Annotated in this window: 19 protein-coding genes; 5 read left to right on the top strand and 14 right to left on the bottom strand. The window is 60.7% G+C overall.

Annotated elements, in window-relative coordinates:
• Nucleotides 1–72: 72 nt before the first annotated feature.
• From ACYP2Q_RS06435 to ACYP2Q_RS06405, 7 genes are all read right to left on the bottom strand, one after another.
• Nucleotides 73–1,512, bottom strand: coding sequence for an efflux transporter outer membrane subunit (locus ACYP2Q_RS06435; protein ID WP_459729737.1), 1,440 nt, complete (start codon nt 1,510–1,512; stop codon nt 73–75).
• Between the two features lie 9 nt (nt 1,513–1,521).
• Nucleotides 1,522–3,672, bottom strand: coding sequence for a glycosyltransferase family 2 protein (locus tag ACYP2Q_RS06430; protein ID WP_459729736.1), 2,151 nt, complete (start codon nt 3,670–3,672; stop codon nt 1,522–1,524).
• Nucleotide 3,673: 1 nt separating this feature from the next.
• Nucleotides 3,674–4,918 (bottom strand): hypothetical protein, encoded by a 1,245-nt coding sequence (locus tag ACYP2Q_RS06425; protein WP_459729735.1) that lies wholly within the window; start codon nt 4,916–4,918, stop codon nt 3,674–3,676.
• Nucleotides 4,915–6,120, bottom strand: a complete 1,206-nt coding sequence (locus ACYP2Q_RS06420; protein WP_459729734.1) for an HlyD family efflux transporter periplasmic adaptor subunit — start codon at nt 6,118–6,120, stop codon at nt 4,915–4,917. Before ACYP2Q_RS06420 ends, ACYP2Q_RS06425 begins: the two co-directional genes overlap by 4 nt.
• Before the next feature lie 1,052 nt (nt 6,121–7,172).
• Nucleotides 7,173–8,585 (bottom strand): PAAR domain-containing protein, encoded by a 1,413-nt coding sequence (locus ACYP2Q_RS06415; RefSeq protein ID WP_459729733.1) that lies wholly within the window; start codon nt 8,583–8,585, stop codon nt 7,173–7,175.
• A 128-nt stretch (nt 8,586–8,713) separates the two neighbouring features.
• Nucleotides 8,714–9,199 (bottom strand): PAAR domain-containing protein, encoded by a 486-nt coding sequence (locus tag ACYP2Q_RS06410; RefSeq protein WP_459729732.1) that lies wholly within the window; start codon nt 9,197–9,199, stop codon nt 8,714–8,716.
• Between the two features lie 230 nt (nt 9,200–9,429).
• Complete coding sequence (locus tag ACYP2Q_RS06405) at nt 9,430–10,893, bottom strand: glyceraldehyde-3-phosphate dehydrogenase (protein ID WP_274077075.1); 1,464 nt, start codon at nt 10,891–10,893, stop codon at nt 9,430–9,432.
• A gap of 363 nt (nt 10,894–11,256) precedes the next feature.
• On the opposite strand from ACYP2Q_RS06405, the gene mfd reads away from it, so the two are divergent.
• The 3 genes from mfd to ACYP2Q_RS06390 are packed head-to-tail and all read left to right on the top strand — an operon-like array spanning nt 11,257 to nt 18,000.
• Nucleotides 11,257–14,706 (top strand): transcription-repair coupling factor, encoded by a 3,450-nt coding sequence (gene mfd / locus ACYP2Q_RS06400; protein WP_459729731.1) that lies wholly within the window; start codon nt 11,257–11,259, stop codon nt 14,704–14,706.
• 10 nt (nt 14,707–14,716) lie between these two features.
• Nucleotides 14,717–15,295: a CsiV family protein gene (locus ACYP2Q_RS06395; RefSeq protein WP_459729730.1), complete on the top strand. Its 579-nt coding sequence runs from the start codon at nt 14,717–14,719 to the stop codon at nt 15,293–15,295.
• 11 nt (nt 15,296–15,306) lie between these two features.
• Nucleotides 15,307–18,000, top strand: a complete 2,694-nt coding sequence (locus ACYP2Q_RS06390) for an SNF2-related protein (RefSeq protein WP_459729729.1) — start codon at nt 15,307–15,309, stop codon at nt 17,998–18,000.
• 98 nt (nt 18,001–18,098) lie between these two features.
• Here the strand turns inward: ACYP2Q_RS06390 and ACYP2Q_RS06385 are convergent, their stop codons facing one another.
• The 3 genes from ACYP2Q_RS06385 to ACYP2Q_RS06375 form a co-directional block, all read right to left on the bottom strand.
• Complete coding sequence (locus ACYP2Q_RS06385; RefSeq protein ID WP_459729728.1) at nt 18,099–18,848, bottom strand: S-methyl-5'-thioinosine phosphorylase; 750 nt, start codon at nt 18,846–18,848, stop codon at nt 18,099–18,101.
• Nucleotides 18,849–18,860: 12 nt separating this feature from the next.
• Entirely contained in the window at nt 18,861–19,871 is a 1,011-nt protein-coding gene (gene nagZ, locus ACYP2Q_RS06380; RefSeq protein WP_459729727.1) for a beta-N-acetylhexosaminidase, read from the bottom strand.
• A 158-nt stretch (nt 19,872–20,029) separates the two neighbouring features.
• Nucleotides 20,030–20,737, bottom strand: coding sequence for a TetR/AcrR family transcriptional regulator (locus ACYP2Q_RS06375; RefSeq protein ID WP_436277211.1), 708 nt, complete (start codon nt 20,735–20,737; stop codon nt 20,030–20,032).
• Nucleotides 20,738–20,966: 229 nt separating this feature from the next.
• Between ACYP2Q_RS06375 and lexA the strand changes: the two genes are divergently transcribed.
• Nucleotides 20,967–21,575, top strand: coding sequence for a transcriptional repressor LexA (gene lexA / locus ACYP2Q_RS06370; protein ID WP_274077082.1), 609 nt, complete (start codon nt 20,967–20,969; stop codon nt 21,573–21,575).
• Nucleotides 21,576–21,585: 10 nt separating this feature from the next.
• The gene (sulA, locus tag ACYP2Q_RS06365) at nt 21,586–22,062 is read left to right on the top strand and encodes an SOS-induced cell division inhibitor SulA (RefSeq protein WP_459729726.1); all 477 of its coding nucleotides are present in this window, start codon (nt 21,586–21,588) and stop codon (nt 22,060–22,062) included.
• Nucleotides 22,063–22,144: 82 nt separating this feature from the next.
• Here sulA and ACYP2Q_RS06360 read toward each other — a convergent pair whose 3' ends face one another.
• The 4 genes from ACYP2Q_RS06360 to ACYP2Q_RS06345 all read right to left on the bottom strand — a co-directional run bounded on the left by ACYP2Q_RS06360 (nt 22,145) and on the right by ACYP2Q_RS06345 (nt 26,179).
• Entirely contained in the window at nt 22,145–22,378 is a 234-nt protein-coding gene (locus tag ACYP2Q_RS06360) for a hypothetical protein (RefSeq protein WP_274077098.1), read from the bottom strand.
• 142 nt (nt 22,379–22,520) lie between these two features.
• Entirely contained in the window at nt 22,521–23,045 is a 525-nt protein-coding gene (locus ACYP2Q_RS06355) for a DUF6586 family protein (RefSeq protein ID WP_180204994.1), read from the bottom strand.
• Nucleotides 23,046–23,200: 155 nt separating this feature from the next.
• Nucleotides 23,201–25,828 carry a type I DNA topoisomerase gene (gene topA, locus ACYP2Q_RS06350; RefSeq protein WP_459729725.1) on the bottom strand — a complete coding sequence of 876 codons (2,628 nt, stop codon included), beginning with the start codon at nt 25,826–25,828 and terminating at the stop codon, nt 23,201–23,203.
• Nucleotides 25,829–25,942: 114 nt separating this feature from the next.
• Nucleotides 25,943–26,179: a DUF1653 domain-containing protein gene (locus ACYP2Q_RS06345; RefSeq protein ID WP_046819512.1), complete on the bottom strand. Its 237-nt coding sequence runs from the start codon at nt 26,177–26,179 to the stop codon at nt 25,943–25,945.
• Nucleotides 26,180–26,183 lie beyond the last annotated feature (4 nt).

Raw genomic sequence — 26,183 nt, 5'->3', positions numbered from 1 at the left:
TGCCTGACACTCCCCATTCGCGAGCAAGCCCGCTCCCACAGTGGATTTGTGGTGTGAATGATATTGCGTGATTCAACGTTCCGCCATCTTCAAGGATTGGCTCCACCCTCCCCCCAGCGCCTTGTACAACGTGACCTGATTGATCTCCCGCGCCAACTCCAGCTGCGCCCATTTCTGCTGCGCATCGAACAACGACCGCTGCGCATCCATGGTGGAAAAATAGCTGTCCAGCCCCGACTCGAAACGCAGGCGAGACTGCCGGTAGGCTTCCTGATAGTCCCCCACCAGTTTTTTCTGGTACTCGACCTGGGTGAGCATCTCCTGTCGGGCATTCAGGGCATCGGCCGCTTCCCGAAAAGCGTTCTGCACCGTGGCTTCATAGGCCGCCGCCTGGCCGGCGAACCGGGCATGACTGGCATCGACCTGGGCCCGCCGCGCGCCGCCGTCGAGCAAGGGCAGCGACCCGGCCAGCGCCACCGACCAGAATTCCGCTGGACCCGTGAGCAATTGGGAAAATTCCCCGGTCAGGCTGCCCAATGCCGAGGTCAGGGAAAAGGTCGGGAAGTAGGCCGTGCGTGCCGCGCCGATATCCGCGTTGGCGGCACGCAGCTGCGCCTCGGCAGACATGATATCGGGCCGCCGCTCGACCAGCGCCGAAGGCAAACCTGCCGGCACGTCCAGCGTCGCCATCTGCTCCCCCAGCGCTCCGGTCGGCAGCAACCCCACCGGCACCGGTTGCCCCACCAAAACCCGCAGCGCATTGCTGTCCTGCGCCACTTGCATGCGATAGGTATTGACCTGCACCGCCGCCGTGTTGGTTTGCGCATCCGCCTGATGCACATCGATCCGCGCACTGGAACCGAGGTTATAGCTCTTGCGCAGCAACTGCCCGTAGCGGTCCTGGGATTGCCAGGTGTTCTGCGCAAGGTCGAGCAAATGCTGGTTGGCCTTGAGGCTCAACCAGGTGCTGGCGACCTCGCCGATCAGCGCCAGCCGCGCCGTCTGGTAATCCGCCTCGGACGCTTCGAAGCGCGCCCCGGCGGCATTGCGCTGGCTGCGGATACGCCCGAACAGGTCCAACTCGTAGGAGGTGAAACCCGCCGTTGCCTGATAGGTGTTGGCAATGCTGCCAGCGGTATCGCCGCCGCCGGGTGTGCGCACCAGCGGCGGCAATTTACTGCGACCGGCGTAAGTGTCGATGCCGATCGTAGGAAAAAGCCCCGAGCGCGCACTGTCATATCCCGCCCGCGCCTCTTCGACACTGGCCGCGAACTGGCGCAGGCTGCGATTGTTGGCCAGGGCCATGTCGATCAACTGGCGCAGGCGCTCGTCGACCACAAACCCGCGCCAGTCCTTATCGAACGCCTGCTTGCCGTTGCAACATTCACCGGCGGTATTGGCCGGCCATTGCTGGTCGATCGGTGCGTCGGGTTTCTCGTAGGTCGGTTCCAGCGAACAACCGCTGAGCAAAAACAATGTCATGAAACATGAAGTGGGCAAGCAACTGTTCATGGCGCGCACCTAAAAACGTTGGCCGAGCAAAGCTCGCAAGGGGGAAAGAAGCAACGACCACAGGCCCGACCGCCCGACACTGATGTGCGGCAGCGCCTGTTTGCGCGAACGCACACTGATTGGCCGCCACCTTGGTGCAGGGACGTAGGTCGGCGCCTTGACCGGCTTGGCGGGACGCGGCGCCAGGCGTTTTTCGCCGATCAACGAGCGCTGCAGCAGAGTGCCGAAGGCCTGCGCCGGTTGCGCTTTACTGACCACGTTGATGGTGGCGTCGCTGAACAGCCGGGCAATCAGTTGCCGCCGAAGTCCTTCGTCGAGGTCGGCAAACCTCAAGCCCAACTGGTCCTCGCCGTGATTGCGCATGACTTCGACATCAATCCAACCCAGCTTGTCGACCCACAACTGCCCGCACAGCCCCGGCTTGATCGAGGACGCGAAAGCACAGTTGAGCGACGCACCGCTGAGGGAAATATCCACCAGGCGCCCCGGCAGGACCTTGCCGCCGAAGCGAAAACCGGTGGGCTTTTCGAACGGAAACCGCTCTTCGCCATGCAACCGCGGCCGGTCGACACAGGCCACCAGGGTCGCCAGGTTGTACACCAGCGCGACCACCGTCCAGCACAGATTGAACAGCATGTTTCCGTCGAACGCAGCGGCGGTGCTAATGGCGATGTAGGCGCCGAACTGGGACAGCAGGGTCAAGGCCAGGAAGAAGCCGAACAGCTTCCAGTGGACCATGGTTTTCGTCCGGTCCAGGCCCTTGGCGGTGACTTTGAACGGCCTGCCGAAGGGACGAATCATGGCGCTGGCGATGGTGGCCGTGACCGCCAGGGAGGCAACAATCTGCGTGACCTCGGTAAAGATCGGCAAGGTTCGCCGGTCCGTCACCCAGGTCCCGTAGCCCCAGAACGCAATCAGTGCCGGCATGCCGAACGCGAGGAAATCCACCGGATTGGCGTAGAACCCGGCGATGCCGAAGTACCAGTACAGCACCGGTGACACCAGCATCATCAAAATGAAGGGTTTGGAAAACCAGTGCATCAGCCCATGGACATAGTGCAACCGGTCATTGAGCGTGTAGCCGCTGCCGCGCAACGGCCCTTCCTTGAGCAACGCCACCTGGATCGTGCCCAGGCACCAGCGCCCGCGCTGATTGATGTATTCGGTCAAACCTTCGGCAGACAAGCCAATGGACAGACGCTCATTCAACCAGCGGGTGACGTAGCCTTTTTGCAGCAAGCGGTAGGTCGTGTAGATATCTTCGCAGACCGACCCTGTAGGAAAACCGCCGACTTCGGTAATCAAATCGCGCCGCACCACGAAGGACGTACCCACGCAAAACGCCGCATCCCAACCATCCTTCGCCGGCTGGAACACATCGAAGAACACCCGCTGCTCATCCACCCAGCAGGCCGACGTGCCGAGGTTGTGCTGGATCGGATCGGGGTTGTAGTAGAACTGCGGCGTCTGCACCAGGCCGACCCTGGGGTCGTCGAACAGCCCCAGGGTGCGCAAGAGGATCGGCTGCTGCGGTGCAAAGTCGGCATCGAGCACCAGGATGTACGGCGCGTTGCTGAGGGCCGCCGACTGCCGCAGGCCGTTGTTCAGGTTGCCGGCCTTGGCGTGGGAGTTGTCGGGGCGCCGCGCGTACTGCACGCCCATCTCGGCGCAGTAGTCGCGCAGCCAGTCTCGCCGGGTGTCGTCGAGGACCCAGATGGTGAAGTTCGGGTAGTCGATGGCCTGGGCGGCGATAATGGTTTTTTCGAGGATTTCCAGGCCCTCGTTGTAGGTGGCGATGAAGATGTCCACCGCCGGCACCGCGCTGCCTTGCTGGCGCAGGCGTCGCTCGCCGACATCGGCCGCTTTGTGGTGATCGGTGCGACAGAGCATCACGACGATGGAAAACAGCGTGTAACCAATCGCCAGCATCTCGAAGAACAGGAAGGTGTAGGCCCAGACCGTGGCGAATCCGGAATGACCGTCGGGCAAGGTGTCGCGAATCCGCCAGGCCGCATAATTGATCAGCAAAAATGCCGTGATGGCACCGAAACCGACCCGCGCGGCCCATTGATCACGGTGGGTCAGGCAGGTGAACAGAATCACCGCCGCCAAGGTCCAGAAATTGATTTGCAGCAGTTGCAGCGAGTCCAGTGCCTGCATGTCAGTCAGCCTCTTGCGAACCGGTAAAGGGATTGACGCCGGTGGCGGCAATCGCCGCCCACGCCGTGGCGCCCAAGTGAGGCAGGTGGTAATAGAAAAAATCGTTGCTGACCGAGTCCGGGCCTATGGCCAGCCCGGTACTGATGCGCGCTTGCGGTGTGGCGAACAGCCAACCGTTGCCGGCCTGCTGGGCCAGCAGCACGCTCCACAGCGGCTGGGCTTTCTCACTCAGGCCGCTCAAGCGCGCCACCGCAGCGGCCTGGGCGGTGCCTTCGGTCCACAGACCATCGGGGTCGCGGTTGAAACCGTAACCTGCGCCGGCACGGTGAGCCTGGTCGATGAAGGCGAAGACTCGCCGCCAGTCCTTGGGCGGCTCATGCAGGGCGATCAAGGGCCAGATCTGCGCATCCAGCCCCGAGCGCACGCGGTCCGAGGTCTGGCCATCCGCGCCGGTGCCTATTAGAAAGCGCCCTTCCCGGGCATCCCATTGGCTCGAGACAAACTGCCGGGCAATCCGCGCCTGTTTTGCCGCCTCCTGATTCGGCGCCACCGCATCGAGTGCCGACCACGCCGCAGCGAGGTCGACGTTGTGCTCGGTGGATTTCCAGTTCTGCTGGACCTGTTTTTCAAAGTACCCGTAGTAGCCACCACTGAAGCCGGCGGGCGATTGCCCGTCGTAGGTGTTTTGTTGCGACCATTTCAAAGCTTTGCGCGCGGCTTCAAGGTATGACGCCTCGCCGCTCTGTCGATAGGCCTCCAACAGGGCCAGTGCCGCCCAGGCCTGATTGCCGGTGGCGCTGCTGACTTGATAGGCGTCCTGATTCCAGGCGTTGCGCTCGACACTCCAGTAGCCCGGCAACTTCATCGACGGCGCCGCCACCGGGCCGGCGGCGTAGGCGTTGCGCAGGCGTCCGTCCTGGTACTCCGGATCGTGCAGTGTGGCGAACGCCAATGCATCGGCGATCCGCCGCGCCGGCTCGGCCTTGCCGCAGGCAAACAGGGCAATGCTCGCCAGTGCGTTGTCGTAGGTGAACGCCACGCCGCGCAACGCCAAAATCGGCGCAGGCTGGCCATCCAGCGGCGGGTAACTGGCCACCAGCACTGGGCCCGCCGGCTGTGAAGTCACGGCCTGATCCAGCGCGGCGCAGGTCATGGCCGCCAGTTGCGGTCGGGCTTGCGCGGACCATCCGCTTGCCGCACCGGTCATCAACATCAGTCCCACCATCGCTCGCAATAAAATGCTCATGGCCGCGACACCTCGGCACTGGCCCACAACCCCGGGTTGCAGGTCATGGCGCGCTGGCTGTCCGTGAGGTCAGCGGCAAAAGTGCCGACCACGTACACCGAATTTTGCTCGGCATAAGGAAACGGCACGCTGTAGGTACTGGCGCGGATGTCCGAAGCGCTGGACAGCAACTGCACCACACTGGCCTTGAGCGGCTGGTCGAGGCCGCGGATTTTCACGGTGAGCACGCTGTCGCGGTCGATCTTGCTGGCCATGCGCTCGGGAAACACCGCGATCACGTAGCTCTGCGCGCAGTCGGTGGCGCGCAGCAGGGTCGAGCCGGCCTGCACCAGCGTGCCCTGGGGCGCCAGCAGTTCCTGGACGGTCCCCGGCGAATAAGCCACGACGTCGTAGCCCGCCATCAACTTGATCCGGTTCTGTTCGGTGTCGATCAATTGATTGAGATTGGCGAGCTCCTGCTGATAGGTCGCACGGTTACGCGCCTGATTCTCCAGGCTGAGTTTCAGGGTGGTCATCTGCGCGCTGAGATCGAACATGCGCAGCTGATCGGGATCGAGGTAGACCCGCTTGTTGGCGGCACTGACGTCACCATCGGTGATCCGCAACTGCGAACGCACCGACTCGGCCGCGCCTTGCAACGACGCCAGCTGGGCTTTCGACGAAGCCACCACCGCCCCACTGACCGCCCCCTGGACGAACAACTCGAGATTGCGCTCGACCGTTTCCTGGGCATCGATCAACCGCGCGCTGGCGGCACTGTTCTCGGCTTTCAGGGCTTTTTGCGTGTAGAGCTGGCGGGTATGGAAGGCGGCCTGGTATTGCTGGCTGGTTTTCTCCAGCTCCTCGTAATAGCGCTGATCGTGCTCGGCCTGGCTGACCGAAGACGACAACTGCTGCTCCAACGTCAGACGCCGAGTTTGCAGGGTCAGCAAGGTCTCCTGGTTCGCCCGCGGGTTTTCCACCACGGCAATCTTCTGGCCCTGGGTGAACGTCACACCGGGCTTGACCGCCAGGGAACTCACCACCCCATCGATCGGTGTGGTCAGCAAAATAACCGGCGCATTCAGAATCGCCCGGGTGGCAGAGGCCGACACAAGTGGCATGAGCAAGGTCGACAGCAACAGCCAGACAACAAACCCCAGCACTCCCAACCCCACCAGGCGCGGTAACAGCGACAACAACTTCGATCGTTCTTCCGCCATGTTCGACTCTCCCGATAGACCAACCGCATATCAGCCAGGCAATAGCGAGCCGTGACCGCGAAAATACTTTTGGCAGGGTGAGCAAAACGCAATTGATCTCTGGACGGCAATTAAGCCGACGCTGATTGATATGATTTTTATTGTGATGTGAGCGGGAATGGGATTCCCGTCTTTTTGGAGAGTTGCTGTGAAGCATGACGTTCGTTTTGCCCGAGGCAGAGCGGGCGGCGACATGGCCGACACTAGAATCAGTGCTTTGGGGTGTCAAGCAAATGTATTGAACATTTAAATGACGTCAAATATCTACCGGCCTGCGGATTGGATCCATGTAAAGCGCTCCAGCCGAATTGGCCAACAACCTCTTATTTTTACTGATGGTTTTTATTTTTTATTCCGAAATGAACTTTCTATTGAATTCGAGATAATTCTTAAATTTCAAGTGGAAAGATTAAAACGATATAAGCCACCCATGACTGGCTTGGGGGAACGGCCTGCATTCATGCTTTGGCGCCTTTCAGGGATCATATACAAATGAAAACGGCACCTTCTGGTGCCGTTTTCATGTCTGATCTTTTTGGCTTGGCGAACAGATCTCCCTTGGGACACGTCAGATTTTTACTGGAATTTACCTGGGCCGATTCCAGCATAGGACGGCCAAGTATTAAATTACCTAAGCTTCATTAGTGCGAACGCAATCGCTCCCCAAACCACAATGACGCACGTCAGAATGGCCTTCGCTTTTAGTAGTCGCCTCAAGCTCAAAGGAAAGTTACGGAAATCATCAGGATCAAGATCCCCTGCACGAAGTCTCGGCCCAGGCCACATCACCACAAAGGTGATCTTTGCAACTAACATAATCCGACTCAGCCATCCGCTTTGCATCAATCCTGCAGCGCTAATAACGATATCGCGACTACCGCTCAAGGCCTCAACAAAGCGCTTCAGGTAACAGCGACTCAAGTACAGACTGTAAAAGAAGCTCACGTAACTCAGGAGGATTGGGCCAGCCACAAGCCAAAAAGCTAGCCAAGACCCCCAAAATTCTTCGGAGGTCATGGCCAATTTTTCTCATAGAGTATTTCCCCTGCTAGCTCACCTCCTATACCGCCAGCAGTCGTGCCCCCCAATGCGCCAACCCCAACTACGGCTGCGACACAAACAACACCACCTATACCTGTAGTAGCCCCCAGCGCTGCGCAGATATAGGGGCTGGCCATATATGCCAACTCTCCTCCCAAATACCCTAAACCTGCCGAGCCCGCAAACTTACCCCCTTCAGTAAACTTAACCTTCTCGCAAGCCGTTCCAGAATCACCAACACAAACCTCCTGAATAGCCAACAGCGAAGAAACCCCACCAATCCCTATACCAATGAAACCACCGGTACTCATATACTTGGCAGCCCGACTGACCGCATTCACATGGGTCGCATAACCCGGTATCTGCCCCGGCGCCCCAGCCTTGTCCCAGTGGTGCACCAGGCTACGACTGGAAATGCCGAGGGCGGTCTTCAATTTGGGGTGATCACCCAAGGTGGTCACACCACGAAGGCGCGTGGAGTTCAGCAGGTGGGCGTCCAACTGGGCGAGTAGGCGCTGGCGCTCGGCAACAAACGGCTTCGATCTCAGGTTGCCATGCTGTCGATAGGTTTCCTGATGCAGGCGCTCTATCTCTTGGAGGGTATCGCGCAATCGGATCAGGTGCTTTTCCATCACCGCGGCGCTGACGCCGAGCCAGGTCGAAGTCTGACCAGTAAAACTGGCGATTTCCGCGCCGTGGCGAAACATGAACTCGGCTTCTTCGGACGTCAGCGGGTCGAGGGCTGCCTTGACCTGTTGCGCGGTCTGCATCAACTGGACTTCCTGATAGGTGCAGGAAGTGTTGTTCGGGTCGCTCAGCACGATCATCGAACCGGCCTTGAGGTCGCCTCGATCAGGGTTGAGCGCCTGGAACTTGCTCATGTTGGCGTGTTGGCGCGAGGGGAAAAGCGCGGCCTCCAGTTGTTCGCGGGTCATGCTGTGGGGGACAACGTAGAAGCCCGGTTCCGGTAGGTCTGTTCTGTTGAATGCAGCTGGAGCAGGATGACTTGAAGGGGTGAAACCGGATTGACGTGGCACTGCTGGCTGAGTGCTAGCAGTTGGAGTGATCGGCTCAGCCGCTCTTCTGGACACCGGCGCTGAAGCGTCCGCTTTCGTGTAAGTTGCCGTGAGCACCGAGGGGATCAGACCGGCTTTACAAGGGCAGTTGCTGTAGCTATCCAGCGTGCCAGCCATGGGCCTTCCATGACTGGTCATGTACGAGATGCCCCCGACGATCCGATACGTCTTTCTGTCCTTTCCACAGGTGACTCGATCACCATCGCAGGCGTGGGCAACGCCATACATCATGATCCGGGTGTCACCATCGAGAACTGTGCCGCCACAGGTGGTTCGGTCATTCAAACCGATGAAATGTCCTTCTCTCATTGAATTTCTTCTCCATGACTTCCGGTAGAGTCCAGAAGGCTTACGACGAGGGGTTGCGACCGTCATCTGCGTCAGCATTCAAGCAACGCCGCACTGAGACAGCCTTGGTCAGCGCCAGACTTGATCGCTCAGTCCGCGATAGATGGCAGAAAATCCTCAACCATCGACTCCCCTTCGCGCGCAACAAACACGAAGCCGTCCTGCGGCGTATTGATGATCTCGTCGCCATTGCTGAGCAAGCTGCCGACCAATGCCACATCATTGTTAACTTGCCCCGCGCCTGTGATGATCTGCGCCGTACTGCCATCTGCGTACAGGACCTCGTCGCCTTTGCGCGCTCCGCGCACCGACCGTCCATTTTCCAACACGAACTCCTGCAGTCCGGTCCCTTGCTGGATCACTCCGCCGTTACGGGTGTGGCTGCCCTCGGTGGCGCATCGGAAGATGGCGATGGCGGGATGAGCGTCAAGGTATGCCTGCTGTTCGCGAACAGTCGCCTGGGTTTGCTCATCGAATTGCGCAATGTGCTGCTCAGTGAAGTAGGGGTTGTTCAGACTGCGCAGATACTCTGGAGAAACAGCATTGCCATACAAGAACTGAAAGGGTGCATTCATTTCAAACTCCTTATCCTTGGAAGGGTGTTCAGAAATAATACGACGGACGCTAACAGCGTTGCGACCCTCACGGCAGGGTCAAAAAGACGATTCAGAAGTTTCTCCAAAAGAAACAATCCTTTTCCTACAAGAGTGTTTCTAAAGAGCATTTATTCCGTAAGAAAAAGTCTTCACGCACAAACAAAAACGCCCCGACCAAAGTCGGGGCGTTTTAATGTGCAGCTATAGGCTTAGCGCGGGAATGCTGGCGGGTTTACACCGGCCATGTCTTCCATTACGCGAACCACCTGGCAGCTGTAACCGAATTCGTTGTCGTACCAGACGTACAGTACAACGCGGTTATCCTGGGTGATGGTCGCTTCAGCGTCCACAACGCCTGCGTGGCGCGAGCCAACGAAGTCGGTGGAAACCACTTCCTGCGAATTGACGTAGTCGATCTGCTTGTGCAGGTCCGAGTGCATGGCCATCTGGCGCAGGTACTCGTTGATCTCTTCGCGGGTGGTGGCCTTTTCCAGGTTCAGGTTCAGGATGGCCATCGACACGTTTGGCGTAGGAACGCGAATCGCGTTGCCGGTCAGCTTGCCCTTGAGCACTGGCAGTGCCTTGGCGGCTGCGGTGGCTGCACCGGTCTCGGTGATAACCATGTTCAGCGGCGCGGCGCGGCCACGACGGCTACCCTTGTGGAAGTTGTCGATCAGGTTCTGGTCGTTGGTGAACGAGTGAACGGTTTCGACGTGGCCGTTGACGATGCCGAACTTGTCATTCACAGCCTTCAGCACCGGCACGATGGCGTTGGTGGTGCAGGAAGCGGCCGAAATGATCTTGTCGTCAGGGCTGATGTCGCCATGGTTGATGCCGTGCACGATGTTCTTCAGCGCGCCCTTGCCAGGTGCGGTGAGGATCACGCGGGCAGCGCCCGGGCAGGCCAGGTGCTGGCCCAGGCCGTCTGCGTCACGCCATACGCCGGTGTTGTCGACGATCAGTGCGTTTTCGATGCCGTACTGGGTGTAGTCGACTTCGGCCGGGCTCTTGGCGTAGATAACCTGGATCAGGTTGCCGTTGGCGGTGATGGTGTTGTTGGCTTCATCGATGGTGATGGTGCCATCGAACGGACCATGGACCGAGTCGCGACGCAGCAGGCTGGCGCGTTTGACCAGGTCGTTCTCGGCGCCCTTGCGCACGACGATGGCGCGCAGGCGCAGGCCGTCGCCGCCACCGGTTTTCTCGATCAGGATGCGCGCCAGCAGACGGCCGATACGACCGAAGCCGTACAGGACAACGTCGGTGCCTTTGCGGGCGGAGGCGTTCTGCTGGCCAACCACGTCGGCCAGTTCTTCACGGACGAACTGCTCGGCAGTACGGCCATTGCCTTCAGCCTTGAATTTGGCTGCCAGCTTGCCCAGGTCTACCGAAGCGGCGCCGAGCTTGAGCTCGCTCATCGCCTTGAGCAGCGGGAATGTTTCGTGGACGGACAGCTCGGTATCGTCGGTTTGACGGTGACGAGCAAAGCGGTGAGCTTTGAGAATCGCAATGACTGAACGATTGATCAGGCTGCGGCCATAGATCGAGCTCACCACATTGTTATTGCGGTAGAGCTGACCGATAAGCGGAATCATCGCTTCTGCGAGTGCTTCACGGTCGATCCATTCACCAAGACACTGGTCGGGCTTCTGAGTCACGGGAACCTTCCACATGTAGGGGCAGAAAAAAGGGGCTACATTATGCCGCCGTAAGCCTCGTGTAGCAATGCGCGCCTGTCGTGCGATCCGTAACAATTTTCCCTTCAAAAAAATCACGCATCGCTGGAACCCAATGAAACCGGGGCTTTCAGCGCAGTCAATTTTTTGGAGACAACGCTACCTTGTCCGTAACCCTCCGTAACACCTGCTGGTTTTACCACTACATATTCTGGTTTTTACGGTAAAAAACAGTGGTTTTTTGTCTTTACCACTACATTTCGCCAAACCTGCGTAATAGACACAGTCTGCAACTGACAGGCGGCACCCGGGACCGCTACAATTACCGACTTTGTCGCAACGCTTGGAGCTCAACCTTCCGTGCCCGTTCTGCGTCTACCGCTTCTCCCTGCCGCGGCAGGTAAACAGCACTGGGGCAACCTGCCCGGTGCCGCCCTGAGCCTGGCCATCGCCGAGGCTGCCAGCGCTGCCAAGCGCTTTACCCTGCTGCTCACCGCCGACAGCCAAAGTGCCGAACGGCTGGAACAGGAGCTGGGTTTCTTCGCCCCGGATTTGCCCGTACTGCATTTCCCCGACTGGGAAACCCTGCCCTACGACCTGTTCTCGCCGCACCAGGACATCATTTCCCAGCGCATCGCCAGCCTCTATAGGCTGCCCGAGCTGTCGCACGGCGTGCTGGTGGTGCCGATCACCACCGCCCTGCACCGCCTGGCGCCAACCAAGTTCCTGCTCGGCAGCAGCCTGGTGCTGGATGTCGGCCAGAAGCTCGACGTCGAGCAGATGCGCAGCCGCCTCGAGGCCACCGGCTATCGCTACGTCGATACCGTGTACGAGCATGGCGAATTCACCGTGCGCGGCTCGCTGATCGACCTGTTCCCGATGGGCAGCAAGTTGCCGTATCGCATCGACCTGTTCGACGACGAAATCGAGACCCTGCGCACCTTCGACCCGGAAAACCAGCGCTCCATCGACAAGGTCGATTCGGTCAAGCTGCTGCCGGCCAAGGAATTCCCATTGCAGAAAGAGGCGGTCACCCGCTTCAAGGCGCGCTTTCGCGAGCGTTTCGATGTCGACTTCCGGCGCTGCCCGATCTTCCAGGACCTGAGCAGCGGGATTACCCCGGCCGGTATCGAGTACTACCTGCCGCTGTTTTTCGAAGAAACCTCGACCCTGTTCGATTACCTGCCCCAGGACACGCAAGTGTTCTCCCTGCCCGGCATCGAACAGGCTGCCGAGAACTTCTGGAACGACGTGCGCAATCGTTATGAAGAGCGACGTGTCGATCCATCCCGTCCTTTATTGCCGCCCGCCGAACTGTTCCTGCCGGTGGAAGACTGCTTCGCGCGCCTGAAAAACTGGCCACGGGTAGTGGCGAGTCAACAGGATGTGGAAAGCGGCGCCGGCCGCGAACGCTTCCCTGCCCGGGAGCTGCCGAACCTGGCCATCGAAGCCAAGGCCACGCAACCCTTGGCGGCGCTGGCCGGTTTCCTCGACGAATTCCCCGGTCGCGTGCTGTTTACCGCCGAGTCCGCGGGTCGTCGCGAAGTGCTGCTGGAACTGCTCGAACGCCTGAAGTTGCGACCGAAAACCGTCGACAGCTGGCCGGACTTCGTCGCCGGCAAGGATCGCCTGGCGATCACCATCGCGCCGCTGGATGAAGGTTTGCTGCTGGACGACCCGGCCCTGGCGCTGGTCGCCGAAAGCCCGTTGTTCGGCCAGCGCGTGATGCAGCGCCGGCGCCGCGAGAAGCGCGCCGATGCCAACAACGACGCGGTCATCAAGAACCTCACCGAGCTGCGCGAAGGCGCGCCGGTGGTGCACATCGACCACGGCGTCGGTCGTTACCTGGGCCTGGCCACCCTGGAAATCGACAACCAGGCCGCCGAATTCCTCGCCCTGGAATACGCCGAGGGCGCCAAGCTCTACGTGCCGGTGGCCAACCTGCACCTGATCGCCCGCTACACCGGCAGCGACGACGCCCTCGCCCCGCTGCATCGCCTGGGTTCCGAGACCTGGCAAAAAGCCAAGCGCAAGGCCGCCGAACAGGTGCGCGACGTCGCCGCCGAATTGCTCGACATCTATGCACGCCGCGCCGCCCGGGAAGGTTATGCCTTCGCCGACCCGAAAGCCGATTACGCCACCTTCAGCGCCGGTTTCCCATTCGAGGAAACCCCGGACCAGCAGACCACCATCGAGGCGGTGCGCGAAGACATGCTCGCGCCAAAACCGATGGACCGCCTGGTGTGCGGCGACGTCGGCTTCGGCAAAACCGAAGTGGCCATGCGTGCCGCGTTCATTGCCGTACACGGCGGTCGCCAGGTGGCGATCCTGGTGCCGACCACCCTGCTCGCCCAGCAGCACTACAACAGCTTCCGCGACCGCTTCGCCGACTGGCCGGTGAGCGTGGAAGTGATGAGCCGCTTCAAGTCGGCCAAGGAAGTCAACGCCGCGATCGCGGACCTGGCCGAAGGCAAGATCGACATCGTCATCGGTACGCACAAGTTGCTGTCCGACGATGTAAAAATCAAGAACCTGGGGCTGGTGATCATCGACGAAGAACACCGCTTCGGTGTCCGTCAGAAAGAACAGCTCAAGGCCCTGCGCAGCGAAGTCGACATCCTCACCCTGACCGCCACGCCGATTCCGCGCACGCTGAACATGGCCGTGTCGGGCATACGCGACCTGTCGATCATCGCCACTCCGCCAGCCCGGCGCCTGTCGGTGCGCACCTTCGTCATGGAGCAGAACAAGAGCACGGTCAAGGAAGCCCTGCTGCGTGAGCTGCTGCGTGGCGGCCAGGTCTACTACCTGCACAACGACGTGAAGACCATCGAGAAATGCGCCGCCGACCTCGCCGAACTGGTGCCCGAAGCGCGGATCGGCATCGGCCACGGGCAGATGCGCGAGCGCGACCTCGAACAGGTGATGAGCGACTTCTACCACAAGCGTTTCAACGTGCTGATCGCCTCGACCATCATCGAGACCGGCATTGACGTGCCGAGCGCCAACACCATCATCATCGAACGCGCCGACAAGTTCGGCCTGGCGCAGCTGCACCAGTTGCGCGGCCGCGTCGGGCGCAGTCACCACCAGGCCTACGCCTACCTGCTGACGCCACCGCGCCAGCAGATCACCGCGGACGCGGAAAAGCGTCTGGAAGCGATTGCCAACACCCAGGACCTCGGCGCGGGCTTCGTGCTCGCCACCAACGACCTGGAAATCCGTGGCGCCGGCGAATTGCTCGGCGACGGGCAAAGCGGGCAGATCCAGGCGGTCGGGTTCACGCTGTACATGGAAATGCTCGAGCGCGCGGTGAAGTCGATCCGCAAGGGCGAACAACCCAACCTCGACCAGCCTTTGGGCGGCGGTCCGGAAGTCAACTTGCGCGTACCGGCGTTGATTCCCGAGGACTACCTGCCGGACGTCCACGCCCGCCTGATTCTGTACAAGCGCATCGCCTCGGCCACCGACGAGGAAGGCCTCAAGGACTTGCAGGTAGAGATGATCGACCGCTTCGGCCTGTTGCCGGAGCCGACCAAGAACCTGATGCGCATCACCGCCCTGAAACTGCAGGCCGAGTTACTGGGCATCAAGAAAGTCGACGGCGGCCCGCAGGGTGGTCGAATCGAGTTTGCGACACAAACCCCGGTCGATCCGCTGACCCTGATCAAGCTGATCCAGAGCCAGCCCAAACGCTACAAATTCGAAGGGGCGACAATGTTTAAGTTCCAGGTCCCGATGGAAAGCCCGCAAGAGCGCTTTAATACTGTAGAGGCGCTGTTTGAGCGCCTCATCCCGAAAACTGCTTGAAGGACGCCGCATGCGCCTGTTTCGCTCACTGACCTTGTTGACGATGTTAATAACAGCACTGGTCACCCCTTCGGTTTTTGCCGATGATCTGTATCAGATTGAAATGATTCTGGTACGGCAGAACGCCGTGCCGGCGATTGTCAGCCGTGCCGCGCCGGAAGACTGGGCCGCTGGCGCGCAAGCCGTCAGCCCTGACAGCCTGCGCACGCCGAGCCTGAATGGCGAAGTGGAAAAACTCACCGCCAGCAATGAATACACCGTGCTGCTGCACAAAGCCTGGCAACAGACGCTCGGTGAGGAAGCCACCAAAGTCGCGATCAGCGATGGCAAGGAGCAATTCGGCCAGTTCCCGATCGAGGGTACGCTGAGCATGAAACTGGGGCGCTTCACCGACGTCGACGCCGATTTCTGGGTCAACCAGATCAACGAAGAAGGCCTGGTCACCGCCAGCGAACGCCTGAAACAGGAAAGCCACACCAAGAATGGCCAGCTCAACTTCCTCGACAACGGCCACCTGGGCCTGCTGATCAAGATCACATCAATGACGGCGCCCGCTCCCCGGGAAGCCCCTGAATCCATTCCGGACTGATTGAAGCCCCCATGTCCGCGACGACCCTGAGCAAACCCCTGGCACCTTCCTGGGTCAGCCGATTCAAGGAACAGAGCCTGGAGCGCGGTCGCCGCTACGCATTGGAAAATCGCGTCAGGATCGTCGAGGTCGGGGACTCGACAATCACCGCGGCATGCGAAGGCTCTGGCGGTAACGTCTACCGTCAGACCATTCGCCTGCGCGAGTCGGCCAAAGGCACCTTGCTGATGGTCGATGCCACCTGCTCCTGCCCGGTCCACAGCAACTGCAAACATTGCGCGGCGGTGCTCCTGCAGGTCCAGGAAACCCTCGACTACCCCGCCGCTGCCAAAGACGCCGAACTCCTGGAAAAACTCCAGGCGGTGCTGGAAAACCGCAGCCCCAAGGCGCCACCGCAAGTCCTGGTGGACAACGTGCAACCGGTACCGCGCCTGTGGCTGGCGAGCATCGAGTTCAGCGCCTTCGAACCGCGCAACGGGCGGATGCAGCGCTACATCCAGCATCGCGCGGCGCTGTCCTTCAGTTATCTGGATGAATACGTTTCAGGCCAGAAGAATTCCGACATCCTGATTCGCCAGGAGACCCAGACCCTGCGGATAAAACGCCACCCGGAGGTGGAACAGTCCTACCGCGAACAGCTGCGAATCCTCGGCTTCAAGATTGCCACCCGGCAAAGCAAGGCCCTGCCGGAAAGCGCCGGTGAACTGTATGAAATGGTCAATGACAGCGCCTGGTTGACCTTCACCCTCAATGAACTGCCGAAGTTGCGCACCCAGGGCTGGGAACTGCTGATCAACGAGGACTTCGGATTCGACCTGACCGCCGTGGACGACTGGTACGCCACGGTCGAACAGGCGCCGGAGCGGGATTGGTTCGACCTGGAACTGGGGATCATCGTCAATGGCGAGCGGCTGAGCCTGTTGCCGATCCTGTTGAACCTGATGCGCTCGCACACCGAACTGCTCAACCCGGAACGCCTGGCAAGGCGGCGCGACGACGAGCTGATCCTGGTCAACATTCCCAACCGGCCGAACGCCGAGCACGGTCCCCTGCAAGTCGCCCTGCCCTTCGGTCGCCTGAAACCGGTACTGGCAACGCTCGGCGAGTTCTACCTGCAAGAGCCGGGTGAAACCACATTGCGCCTGAGCAAGGCCGATGCCACGCGCCTCAATTCCCTGGAAGACCTGCCGCTGCTCTGGGAAGGTGGCGAGCAGATCCGCACCTTTGCCCAGCGCCTGCGCGACATCAAGGACCACACCGCCGAAGCGCCGCAAGGCTTGAATGCGACCCTGCGCCCGTATCAGCTGGAAGGCCTGAGCTGGATGCAGTCGTTGCGGCAACTGGAAGTCGGCGGCATCCTCGCCGATGACATGGGACTGGGCAAAACCCTGCAGACCCTGGCGCACATTCTCAGCGAGAAAATCGCCGGACGCCTCGATCGCCCCTGCATGGTGGTGATGCCCACCAGCCTGATTCCCAACTGGCTCGACGAAGCCGCGCACTTCACCCCGCAACTCAAGGTGCTGGCGCTGTATGGCGCCAGCCGCAAAAAGCATTTCGACAACCTGGCCGACTACGACCTGATCCTGACCACCTACGCGTTGCTGCCCAAGGACGTCGAACGCCTGGCGGCGCAGCCGTTGCACGTTCTGGTGCTGGATGAAGCGCAATACATCAAGAACCCGAACAGCAAGGCGGCCCAGGCGGCCCGGGAGTTGAACGCCCGCCAGCGCCTGTGCCTGAGCGGAACGCCACTGGAAAACCACCTGGGCGAGCTCTGGTCGCTGTTTCATTTCCTCCTTCCCGGCTGGCTCGGTGACGTGAAAAGCTTCAACCGCGATTACCGCGTGCCGATTGAAAAGCGCACCAGCGAAGTACGACTGCAGCACCTCAACGGTCGGATAAAACCTTTCCTGCTGCGCCGGACCAAGGAACAGGTGGCCACCGAGCTGCCACCGAAAACCGAGATCATCCATTGGGTCGAGCTCAACGAAACCCAGCGCGACCTGTACGAAACCATGCGCCTGGCCATGGACAAGAAAGTCCGCGACGAAATCACCCGCAAAGGCGTGGCCCGCAGCCAGATCATCATTCTTGAGGCGCTGCTCAAGCTGCGCCAGGTGTGTTGCGACCTGCGCCTGGTCAATGACGCGACCCTTCCGGCGCGGGGCAGCACCTCGGGCAAGCTCGACAGCCTGATGGAGATGCTCGAAGAGCTGTTCGAGGAAGGCCGGCGGATCCTGTTGTTCTCGCAGTTCACTTCAATGCTGGCCTTGATCGAGGTCGAACTGAAGAAACGCGGTGTTGAATACGCCTTGTTGACGGGGCAGACCCGCGACCGTCGTACACCGGTGAAGGAATTCCAGAGCGGCAAGCGTCAGATCTTTCTCATCAGCCTGAAAGCCGGCGGTGTAGGCCTGAACCTGACGGAAGCGGACACCGTGATCCATTACGACCCCTGGTGGAACCCGGCCACGGAAAACCAGGCCACCGACCGCGCCTATCGCATCGGCCAGGAGAAGCCGGTGTTCGTTTACAAGCTGATCGCCCGCGGCACGGTGGAGGAGAAGATCCAGCACCTGCAGAAGGAAAAATCCGACCTGGCGGCGGGCGTGCTGGATGGGCGACAGGCTGGGGACTGGAAGTTGCAGAGTGATGATATCGAGGCGCTGTTTGCGCCGTTGCCGGATAAGTTGGAGAAATAGCGAGATACGAACTGTAGGAGCCGGCTTGCCGGCGAAGGCGGTCGTGAATTTTGTGTTGGGCTTTAGGGCCCCTTCGCTGGCAAGCCAGCTCCTACAAATCAGTCGCTTGTCGATCCTTTGAGCACCCGCGCCAACGTCGACCTTACCTTACCCATCCCCTCACTCAACGCCTGTTCGATCCCGGCCATGCTGATCACCGATGCCGACTTGCCCGCCGCTGGATTCACCACCAGCGCCAGGCAGGCGTAATCCAGTTCCAGCTCGCGGGCCAAGGCCGCTTCCGGCATCCCGGTCATGCCGACGATGTCGCAGCCATCGCGCTCCAGGCGCAGGATCTCGGCGGCGGTTTCCAGCCGTGGACCCTGCATGCAGGCATATACACCCTGGGCACTGAAACCGACGCCTTCGGCCGTCAGCGCTGCAATCAAGCGCTGACGCAGGGATTCACTGTAGGGGTAGCTGAAGTCGATATGGGTCACCGGCTCCAGGTCATCGGCAAAGTAGCTGTGCTCGCGGCCGCTGGTGTAGTCGATCAATTGATGTGGCACACAGAAATGCCCGGTGCCCATCGCCGCGCTGATGCCACCCACCGCGTTGACCGCAAGAATCGCTTCGGCACCGGCCTGCTTCAACGCCCAGAGATTGGCGCGGTAATTCACCCGGTGCGGGGCAAAACGGTGCGGGTGACCATGACGTGCGAGAAACAGCACTTCGTGGCCGGCGTACTCGCCGATCTGCACCTCGGCAGACGGCGCGCCGTAGGGAGTGTCCAGCGCCAATGACTGACGAATGTCCAAGCCTTCCAGCCGGGTCAGGCCGGTACCGCCGATAATCGCGTAGACCGTCATGGCGCCCCCCCGTTAATCGATAAGCTGAGCATCCCTCAGCGCGCCCACAGCGGCCAGCCAGCGCGGATCCTGGCGGTACTCGGTGCTCGCAAACGCCTGGCCGCGCATCCGCGCAATGCGCGCCGACGGCTTGACCTTCAGGCGCTGGGCGGCGCTCAGGGCCAGTTCGGCGGCCGCGCGGTCGTTGCACACCAGGCCCATGTCGCAACCGGCGGTCAACGCCGCTTCGATACGGCTGGCGGCATCGCCCACCACATGGGCACCGGCCATGGACAGGTCGTCGCTGAAAATCACTCCGTCGAATTGCAGCTCGCCCCGCAGGATGTCCTGCAGCCAGCGCCGGGAGAAGCCCGCTGGCTGGGCATCGACCTGTGGATAAATGACGTGGGCCGGCATGACGGCGGCCAACTGCTTGCTCAACTGGGCGAAAGGCACCAGGTCGTGGGCGCGGATCTGCTCGAGGCTGCGCTCGTCATTGGGGATCGCGACGTGGGAATCCGCCTCTGCCCAGCCGTGACCGGGAAAGTGCTTGCCGGTGGCGGCCATGCCCGCGGCGTTCATGCCGCGAATGAAGGCACCGGCCAAAAGCGCGGCACGCCGTGGATCAGCTTCGAACGAACGGGTCCCGACCACGGCGCTACGCTGGTGATCGATATCCAGCACCGGGGCGAAGCTCAGGTCCAGGCCTACGGCCAACACCTCGGTGGCCATGATCCAGCCGCACTGCTCGGCCAGGTATTCGGCATTCGGGTTGTCGGCAATGGCGCGCATCGCTGGCAGTCGCACGAAGCCCTGGCGCAGGCGCTGGACGCGCCCGCCCTCCTGGTCCACCGCCAGCAGCAGGTCGGGACGGATGGCACGGATCGCCGCGCTCAACTCGCGCACCTGGCGCGGATGCTCGATGTTGCGGGCGAAAATGATCAGGCCGCCTACTTCGGGGTGGCGCAACAATTGGCGATCTTCAGCCGTCAGCCAGGTACCGGCGACGTCCACCATCAACGAGCCTTGCAGGCCAGCAGTCATAGCAATTCCTTGATAACGATAAACCCGGCTCGCAGCGATGCGCCGCCCTGGGCTGTACCCGGGAGGTCGATGATCATGAGCGGGAACGGGTTCAAAACGAGAGTCGGCATGGGCGGCTAGCTTATCGGATGTAAGCTGCCGCGCCCACCCATGAGCGGTTAAACCTTGGCGGCAACCGGTGTCGATTTGCTACGAGGACGCAACTGCGCGGTGGCCATGGCCGAGTCGGTGACCCCGGACTCGGCACGCATGCCGGCCGCCAGGAACGGCACCATCAGGCGCATGACCTGTTCGATGGAGGTGTTGACCCCGAAGTCGGTTTCGGCGATGGCGCGCAAGGCCTTGATCCCGGACATGCTGAACGCAGCCGCACCCAGCATGAAGTGCACGCGCCAGAACAGCTCGATCGGCGGGATGCGCGGCGCAGCCTCGTTCACCAGCAGCATGTAGCGGCGGAACACCTTGCCATACATGTCTTCCAGATAACGACGCAAATGCCCCTGGCTCTGGCTGAAGGCCAGCCCGAGCAAACGCATGAAGATCGACAGGTCGTTGCCGCTGCGTGGTTGCACCACCAGGGCTTGCTCGACGAGGATTTCCAACAGCTCCTCGAGGGAAGGCTTGTTTTCAGGTCGGGCCTGGCGCCGCTCCAGCTCTTTATCGAGGCTGATGCAGAATGGCCCCAGAAAGCGCGAGAAGACCGCCTGGATCAGCGCCTTCTTCGAACCGAAGTGATAGTTCACCGCCGCGAGATTGACACCCGCCTTGCTGGTGATCAAACGCAATGAGGTTTCAGCGAAACCTTTTTCCGCGAACAACTGCTCGGCAGCATCGAGAATGCGTTCAACGGTTTCCGACTGGGCCATGGCTACTCCGCCTGACAAACACTTGTTTGAAACATACGTTTCAGCCCGTGCATTGTCAAGTCTGGCAGTTCGTTTCGGGAATGGTCGGTCAGTCATTTAACCACACAACCGCAAAGCTTCCATCAGCCCGTTGAGCGACCGTCTGGCGGCGGGCAAAAAAAGGGGCATTGCCAAGACCGTTCCACTGTATATAATCCCAGTCACTGTATAAAAAGACAGAGCGATCAATATGCTAAAGCTGACGCCACGCCAAGCCGAGATTCTGGCCTTCATCAAACGCTGCCTGGAAGACAATGGCTACCCGCCGACCCGCGCGGAAATCGCCCAGGAACTGGGTTTCAAATCGCCCAACGCGGCAGAAGAACACCTCAAGGCGCTGGCCCGCAAGGGCGCGATCGAGATGACCCCGGGCGCGTCCCGCGGCATCCGCATCCCCGGTTTCGAGGCCAAGGCCGACGACTCCAGCCTGCCCATCATTGGCCGGGTCGCCGCCGGCGCGCCGATCCTCGCGCAGCAACACGTTGAAGAGTCCTGCAACATCAACCCTGCGTTCTTCCACCCGCGTGCCGATTACCTGCTGCGGGTGCACGGCATGAGCATGAAGGATGTGGGCATCTTCGACGGCGACCTGCTGGCCGTCCATACCACCCGCGAAGCCCGCAACGGCCAGATCGTGGTAGCGCGGATCGGCGACGAAGTCACCGTCAAGCGCTTCAAGCGCGACGGCAGCAAAGTCTGGCTGATGGCCGAAAACCCCGAGTTTGCGCCTATCGAAGTGAACCTTAAAGATCAGGAACTGGTGATCGAAGGCTTGAGCGTCGGCGTCATTCGCCGCTAAAGGAGGCTTTATGCAGTTCCCACAGACACCACAGCAAGCCCAACTGCCGCTACTGTTCGAGGCGTTCATGGCACAGCCATTGGCGCCGATCCTGAAGGAAGTGGTCGAGTCACCCTGGAGCACCGAGCCCGAGGTCTTCAGTGAGCTGTCTCTGCGTGGTGCAGCCGGGAACTGCCTGAACCTTCTGGCGCCGATCCTGCGCGAGCTCAGCCAGGACCAGGATGCGCGCTGGCTGACCCTGATCGCCCCGCCTGCCAGCCTGACCCAGACCTGGCTGCGGGAAGCAGGCCTCAATCGCGAACGCATCCTGCTGCTGCAACCTCGCGGCGCCCAAAGCGCCCAGCAACTGACTTGCGAGGCCCTTCGCCTCGGTCGTAGTCATACAGTGGTTAGTTGGCTCAACCCGTTGAGTACTAACTCACGGCAACAGCTGATCAGCGCCGCCCGGACCGGGGACGCTCAAAGCTTGAATATTCGACTCGGTTAACGGCGCACGCTGAATGCGCGGGGCTTCTAGCAGGACGCAGAAGCCAATGGGAGGCAGTGCCGGTAAAAACCGACGGGCGGGGTCAATGAAGGACTCGCGGCCCCTCTTCCTTCTCAAAATCGCCTTCAACCAGGCGTCCAGCCATTTGCACGCCGACACTCAACATCGCCTTGGCGACCTCTACGTGTTGGCCTTGCAGGAACGCCTTGGCATCCTCGGAGAAATCCAAAGTAACCAGAGAACCCTCGTCCTCAGCCCTGCGCAGCTCGATTCGGCCGTCTGGTAACTCGACAATTTCTAGAAAGGACGTTGGCATAAAGGTCTGTTCTCCACGAAAGGCAGGCATTATATAGGCATCGGCCAGGCTTCGCTCGGGATCTTGACCAGATGCCATCGCGAAAAACCGCTCAGGGTGAAGCAAACAACCCTGCAGGTCGTTCGCTGCATTGCTTAATCCCTTAGCACTCGTTCAAGCCTTCGCGAAAACGGATGGCCAGGCTTTTCAGGTTTTGCCGCCAGCTCTCCAGCTCCTCGCGACCCAGCTCCTGAGGCGCTTCTTCCTCATCCAGGTTTACCGCCAGGATCAACGGCTGCGTCACATCACCCTTAGGCTTGTGCGGCGCTCGTGGCGGCTGAAACAACGCGGCATGGGCAGCCAGCAGCTTGGCCAGCCAGGTTTCCGGGTTGTTGGCCAGCTCGACCATCTCGGCCATTTCCGGAATAGCGATACTTTCCAGCACCTCGCGAGTCAGCAACGATTCGGCCCGGGAGGCATTGGCTTGAGGCAAACGATAGAAGCCGGCAATCTCGTGACACAGCCCCAGCAACGCACCGTACAGGTGAAACAAAGCCGACTCGCGCCCTGCCTGAATCAGCGCCAGGGAATTCATCGCCCGCCCCTCTTCGGCCTTGGCGAGAGCCTCCAGCGACAGGCCGGCGAAATAAATCTTCTGGTTGGTACGGGTATAGAGCTCGTGGGCCATGACGGCAGCCTCCACATCGAAATAATTGCTTCACGCAGGTACTGTAGGAGCGAGCTTGCTCGCGATGGTCGTCAACGATGACGCGGGAAGCCTGCCACCCCGCGGTGGTCTCAGGTTCATCGCGAGCAAGCTCGCTCCTACAAGGTCTTGCGATTCTACGCCTTCGCAGCCGGTCGCTTGTCCTCGACCTTCCACTTGCCACCGTCGTAGAACGCTTTCCAGCCAGTCGGCTTGCCGTCGACTTCGGTCTGCACGTACTGCTCCTTGGTCTTGCGGCTGTAACGGATCACGGCCGGCAGGCCATCCGGATCTTTCTTTGGCGCTTCGCAAAGGAAGTGGTACTTCGGATCGATCTCATCCTTGTGCGGTACGATCTCGATCACCAGCGGCGCACGGGTCTCGCGGTTTTTCGGGAACTGGCTGGCGGCCAGGAACAGGCCCGAAGCACCGTCGCGCAGGATGTAGGTGTCGTTGACCTTTTCGCATTTCAGCTCAGGCATTTTCACCGGGTCCATTTTCGGCGGCGCCGCGTCACCGCTTTTCAAAAGCTTGCGGGTGTTCTTGCAGGTCGGGTTGGTGCAACCGAAGAACTTGCCGAAACGGCCGGTCTTGAGCTGCATCTCGCTGCCGCACTTGTCGCATTCCAGGCTCGGACCTTCATAGCCCTTGATGCGATAGGTGCCTTCTTCGATTTCGTAGCCGGCGCAATCCGGGTTGTTACCGCAGATGTGCAGCTTGCGCTTCTCGTCCAGCAGGTAGGCGTCCATCGCCGTGCTGCAGATCGGGCAGCGGTGCTTGCCACGCAGCACCAGCGATTCCGATTCACCCTCGTCGTCCGCGGCGATTTCATCGCCCGGCACCAGGTTGACGGTCGCCTTGCAGCGCTCTTTCGGCGGCAGGCTGTAGCCCGAACAACCGAGGAATACACCGGTCGACGCGGTACGGATCTGCATCGGACGCCCGCAGGTGGTGCACGGAATGTCCGTCATCACCGGCTGGTTGGCCCGCATCCCGCCGTCCGGGCTTTCGGCCACTTCGAGTTTCTTCTTGAAGTCGCCGTAGAACTCGTCGAGTACGTTTTTCCAGTCGCGTTCACCCTGGGCCACATCATCGAGGTGCTCTTCCATACCGGCGGTGAAGCCGTAGTCCATCAGGTTGGAGAAGCTCTCGGCCAGGCGCTCGGTGACGATGTCGCCCATCTTTTCCGAATAGAAGCGACGGTTGTGCAGCGCCACGTAGCCGCGGTCCTGGATGGTCGAAATGATTGCCGCATAAGTCGAAGGACGACCGATGCCGCGTTTTTCCATTTCCTTTACCAGGCTGGCTTCCGAGTAACGCGCCGGCGGCTTGGTGAAATGCTGGGTCGGATCAAGCTTGATCAGCTTCATCGCGTCGCCCTGGGCCATGTCCGGCAGCACGTCGTCGTCGCCCGGCTTGGCGATTTGCGGCATCACGCGGGTGTAACCGTCGAACTTGAGGATACGGCCCTTGGCGCGCAGCTCGAAGTCGCCGGCACCGACGGTGACCGTGGTCGACAGGTATTGCGCCGGCAGCATCTGGCACGCGAGGAACTGGCGCCAGATCAGCTCGTAGAGCCGCTCTGCATCACGCTCCATGCCCGACAGCTTGCTTGGCTCGGTGTTGGCGTCGGAGGGTCGAATCGCTTCGTGAGCCTCTTGTGCGCCTTCCTTGCTGCTGTAGACGTTCGGGGTTTCCGGCAGGTACTTCTTGCCGAACTCGCCTTCAATATAGGTACGCGCCATCGCCACGGCATCAACCGAGAGGTTGGTCGAGTCGGTACGCATGTAAGTGATGTAGCCGGCTTCGTACAGACGCTGGGCCATCATCATGGTCTTCTTCACGCCGAAGCCCAGGCGGTTGCTCGCGGCCTGTTGCAGGGTGGAGGTGATGAACGGTGCCGACGGCTTGCTGCTGGTCGGCTTGTCTTCGCGCTTGACGATGCTGTAGCTGGAAGCCTTGAGCTTCTCCAGCGCGGCCATGGCCTGGGCTTCATTGAGCGGTTTGAAGGCTTCGCCCTTCTCGCGAGCGACGTCGAAACGCACGGTCGCACCCTTGGCGGTGCCGAGGTCGGCGTGGACTTCCCAGTATTCTTCGGGGATGAACGCGCGGATTTCCCGCTCACGCTCCACCACCAGCTTCACGGCTACCGATTGCACGCGACCGGCGGACAGGCCACGGGCGATCTTGGCCCACAGCAGCGGCGAGACCATGTAACCCACCACGCGGTCGAGGAAACGCCGCGCCTGCTGGGCGTTGACACGATCGATGTCCAGCTCGCCTGGCTGTGAGAAGGCTTCCTGGATCGCCTTCTTGGTGATTTCGTTGAACACCACGCGCTTGTAGCGGCTGTCATCACCACCGATGGCTTCGCGCAGGTGCCAGGCAATGGCTTCCCCCTCGCGATCCAAGTCGGTTGCGAGATAGATGGTGTCAGCATCCTTGGCGAGCCGGCGCAGCTCTTCGATGACCTTTTCCTTGCCCGGGAGGATCTCGTACTTGGCTTTCCAGCCATGATCGGGATCGACGCCCATGCGCGCGACCAGCTGCTTGCGTGCCTTTTCTTTCGGCGACAAGGCCGGCACTTCACCCGCAGCAGCCTTGCCGCGCTTGGCGGCTGGCTCTTTGCTGGCGCTAGCCGAACCGCTGGTGGGCAGGTCTCGGATATGGCCGATACTCGACTTCACCACGTATTCGTTGCCCAAATACTTGTTGATGGTCTTGGCCTTAGCCGGGGATTCCACAATGACCAGCGATTTGCCCATGGATCAGAAAATTCCTGAATTCGAGAAGTGAAAGGCGGTTGGCGCCTGACGCGGCACCGCTATATATAGTGGCTACAAGGTGAGGTCAAGCGCAGGGTTCTGCGCGCCCTGCCCTTACGGCTTCGGAAAAACGCTCGGTTCAGCTTGCACCAAAGCAAAGCGTGGCACCTGCTCGCCGTCAACTTCGACGGATTCCAGGAACATGCTCAAGGGGCGCACCCAAAAGCCGTAATCGCCATACAGGGCTTGGTAGAAGACCACTTCTTCCTCGGTTTCCGAATGCCGCGCGACACTGAACACACGGTACTGCGGACCTTTGTAATGTTGATAGAGCCCAGGTTGTATCGGCATGCTT

This window comes from Pseudomonas sp. MHK4 (genome assembly GCF_054600775.1).
Note: the sequence above shows the minus strand (reverse complement) of the source record. Positions and strands in the feature narration are given on the sequence as shown.